Genomic DNA, 3,852 nt, shown 5'->3' with positions numbered 1-3,852 from the left:
GTTGGCTCGAGGCCAACGCCGAGTCCTTCTCGGGCCTCGTCTCGCGGCGCCTTCCCGGCTGGGTCCCGAAGCTCGCGCATCGCTTCGTCGACGACACCGTCTACAACGAGGCGATCAAGTTCGTCCACGCCGTGCAGGCCGACCCGCGGCACCCGGCCCGCATCGCCGTCGACGGCTACCTCGGCCGCCTCGCCGACAACCTGCAGAACGACCCCGCCACCCGCGCCAAGCTCGAGAACGCGAAGGCGTCGCTGTTCGACAGCCCTCGGGTCGGTGCCCTGGCCGCCGAGGCGTGGAACACCGCGAAGAACGGGTTGCTCGCCGCTCTCGCCGACCCCGAGAGCGGTCTGCGCCGACGAGCGGTGCAAGCGCTGCAGGAGGTCGGCGAACGCCTGACGACGGATGCCGCGCTGCAGAACCGCGTGGACACCTGGGTGTCCGATGCCGCCGTCTTCCTCGTCGACCGCTACCGCCACGACATCGCGTCGATCATCACCGACACCGTCGAGCGCTGGGACCCGGCCGAGACCACGGAGAAGATCGAGCTCATGGTCGGACGCGACCTGCAGTACATCCGCCTGAACGGCACGTTCGTCGGCGCCCTCGCCGGCCTCGCCATCTTCACGATCGCCCACGCCCTGATCCCCGGAGTCTGATATGGCACCCGCATCCCGACAGCTGAGTCACGACCCGCTCTGGCGGCGCGCCGGATCCTGGCCCGCCTTCAGCGGTGCAGCCGATGCCGTGCTGCTCGGCGTACCGACCTGGCGCACGTCGCTTTCACCGACAGGTGCGCACGCGACACCGACCGCGATCCGCGAAGCCCTCCCCCGATACGGAACCGCCCTGATGGGCCCGCCCGTGGTCGAACTCGATGACGTTCTGCGCATCGCCGACGCCGGCGACGTGACCGATCCCGACGGATCCGCCGGTGAGGCGAGGGTCATCTCCCGCGTGCGAAAGCTCACCGGTGCCACAGAACTCGTGATCGCACTCGGCGGCGACAACTCGCTCACCTATCCGGTGGCCCTCGGCGCCGAGGCGACAGGGCTGATCACCTTCGACGCGCACTTCGACCTTCGTGACGGGATCTCCAACGGCACGCCGGTGCGCCGCCTCGTCGAAGACGTGCCTGCTGTGTCGTCGCTCGGCACCGCGCGCATCGATCCGTCCAGGATCGTGCAGATCGGCATCGCCGACTTCGCGAACTCCGCCGCCTACGCGCAGCGTGCCGCTGAGTGGGGCATCCGGGTGATCACCCTCGACGAGCTGCGCCGTCGCGGCGTCGACGACGTGGTCGCGGAGGCCCTGGAGATCGCGGGCGCCGGTGAGGACTCCCGCGTGCACCTCGACATCGACGTGGACGTGTGCGACCGCTCGGTCGCACCGGGTTGCCCCGCGAGTGTGCCGGGCGGGCTCCAGGCATGGGAGCTGCGCGCGCTGACCCGTGCCGTGGCCGCGGATCCCCGCGTCGTGAGCGCCGACATCGCCGAGGTCGACGCGACGGCCGATGCCGAGGATGCCCGCACGGTCCGGCTCGCGGCGCTGTGCGTGCTCGAACTGCTCGCCGGTCTCGCCGCCCGTCGGTGACTCACACGACGGCGACGACTCACACGACGGTCGCGCCGTCCTTCCACACCTGACGCACCAGGGGCACGCCTGGGCGGTACGCGAGATGCACGCGGGTGGGGGCATCGAGCAGCATGAGGTCGGCGCGGGCACCGGGGGCGATGATCCCGACGTCGTCGCGCCGCAGCGCACGGGCGCCGCCTGCGGTCGCCGCCCAGACGGCTTCGGCCGGGGTCAGGCCCATGTCGCGCACAGCGATCGCGATGCAGAACGGCATCGACGAGGTGAAGCTCGATCCCGGATTCGTGTCGCACGCGAGGGCCACGGTGACGCCCGCATCGACCAGGCGTCGCGCGTCGGGGTAGGGCTGTCTGGTCGAGAACTCGACTCCCGGAAGCAGCGTGAGGACGGTGGAGCTCTGGGCGAGCGCGTCGATGTCGGCGTCCGTCAGGTAAGTGCCGTGGTCGATGGACGCTGCGCCCAGATCGACCGCGAGGCGCACGCCGTCGCCCGGTCCGAGCTGGCTCGCATGGACGCGGGGCGCGAGTCCGCGCGCGATCCCCGCCTCGAGCACTCGCCGTGATTGCGTCACCGTGAACGCACCGGTCTCGCAGAACACGTCGATCCATTTCGCGTACGGTGCGCAGGCGTCGAGCATGGGGCCCGTGACCAGGTCGACGTATTCGTCGGGGCGGTCGGCGTACTCCACCGGAACGACGTGCGCTCCGAGGAAGGTCACCTCCGGCGTGACCTCTGCGGCGAGCCGCACGAGGCGTTCCTCGTCGGCGACGCTGAGCCCATAGCCGCTCTTGACCTCGACGGTGGTCGTCCCCTGCGCGAGCATCTCGGCGAGGAAGCCGCGGAGTCGCGCGCGCAGCTCCTCGTCGCTCGCGGCTCGAGTGGCGGCAACGGTGGAGCGGATGCCGCCGGCGGCGTACTTCTGCCCCGCCATGCGCGCCTCGAACTCCGCCGCGCGGTCGCCGGCGAAGACGAGGTGGCTGTGGCTGTCGACGAATCCGGGGATCACGGCCCGGCCGCCGGCATCCACCGTCTCGTCGGACTCCGGCGCGTCCGCGGCCGCGCCGACCCAGGCGATCCGGTCGCCCTCGATCACGACCGCCGCATCGCTCAGGGTTCCGCACGGGGCGCCATCGGCGGCGATATTGGTGGTGAGTTCTGCGATGTTGGTCAGCAGCGTGCGCATCGCCGTTCCTCCCGTTCGAGATCCTTCGAGTGTGTCAGAGCATCGGGATGTTCAGGCCGCGCTCGCGCGCGACCTCGCGGGCGCGCTCATACCCGGCATCCACGTGGCGCATCACACCGGTGCCCGGGTCGTTGGTGAGCACCCGTTCGAGCTTCTCCGCGGCGAGGGCCGAGCCGTCGGCGACGGTCACCTGACCCGCGTGGATCGAGCGGCCGATGCCGACACCGCCTCCATGATGCAGCGATACCCAGGAGGCACCGGATGCCGTGTTCAGCAGCGCGTTCAGCAGGGGCCAGTCGGCGATGGCATCGGAGCCGTCCTTCATGGCCTCGGTCTCGCGGTACGGCGAGGCGACCGAGCCCGAGTCCAGGTGGTCCCGTCCGATCACGATCGGCGCCGAGAGTTCGCCCGACGCGACCATCTCGTTGAACTTGAGCCCCGCGAGGTGCCGCTCCTTGTAGCCGAGCCAGCAGATGCGTGCGGGAAGGCCCTCGAAGTGCACTTTCTCCGCGGCCTTATCCAGCCAGCGGTGCAGGGCCGCGTCCTCGGGGAAGAGTTCGGCGATGGCGCGATCGGTCTTGTAGATGTCCTCGGGGTCTCCGGAGAGAGCCGCCCAGCGGAACGGGCCGCGCCCCTCTTCGAACTGCGGACGGATGTAGGCGGGCACGAATCCGGGGAAGGCGAAGGCCCGGTCGTAGCCACCGAGCTGCGCCTCGGCTCTGATCGAGTTGCCGTAGTCGAACACGGCAGCTCCCGCGTCCTGGAACGCGACCATCGCCTCGACATGTGCCGCCATGGATTCGCGCGACCGGCGAGTGAACTCCTCGGCGTCGCGCTCGGCTTCGGCCTTCCACTCCTCGACGCCGATCCCGATCGGGAGGTACGCGAGCGGATCGTGCGCGCTGGTCTGATCGGTCACGATGTCGATCGGCACGCCACGGCGCCGCAGTTCGGGGAAGACCTCGGCCGCGTTTCCGACGACACCGACCGAGAGCGCCTCACCGGCCGCCTTGGCGGCGATGACCCGTGCGACAGCCGCGTCGAGGTCGGTCGTGTACTCGTCGAGATAGCCGTGGTCC

Annotated in this window: 4 protein-coding genes; 2 read left to right on the top strand and 2 right to left on the bottom strand. The window is 70.3% G+C overall.

What is annotated here, in order from left to right; genetic code table 11:
* Both ACNPM4_RS18695 and ACNPM4_RS18690 read left to right on the top strand, forming a co-directional pair.
* Positions 1 to 656 (top strand): DUF445 domain-containing protein (locus ACNPM4_RS18695; RefSeq protein ID WP_448986708.1); only part of this gene is annotated, 656 nt, incomplete at its 5' end.
* Position 657: 1 nt separating this feature from the next.
* A complete protein-coding gene (locus ACNPM4_RS18690; protein ID WP_372469261.1) occupies positions 658 to 1,590 on the top strand; it encodes an agmatinase family protein in 933 nt (310 codons plus the stop codon).
* A 19-nt stretch (positions 1,591 to 1,609) separates the two neighbouring features.
* Here ACNPM4_RS18690 and hutI read toward each other — a convergent pair whose 3' ends face one another.
* Both hutI and hutU read right to left on the bottom strand, forming a co-directional pair.
* A complete protein-coding gene (gene hutI, locus ACNPM4_RS18685; RefSeq protein ID WP_448986706.1) occupies positions 1,610 to 2,773 on the bottom strand; it encodes an imidazolonepropionase in 1,164 nt (387 codons plus the stop codon).
* 34 nt (positions 2,774 to 2,807) lie between these two features.
* Positions 2,808 to 3,852: urocanate hydratase (gene hutU, locus ACNPM4_RS18680; RefSeq protein ID WP_448986704.1), on the bottom strand; the 1,045-nt coding region annotated here is incomplete at its 5' end.

This window comes from Microbacterium umsixpiens, from assembly GCF_053543675.1.
The sequence above is the reverse complement of the archived record's forward strand: the minus strand, read 5'-3'. Positions and strand labels throughout refer to the sequence as shown.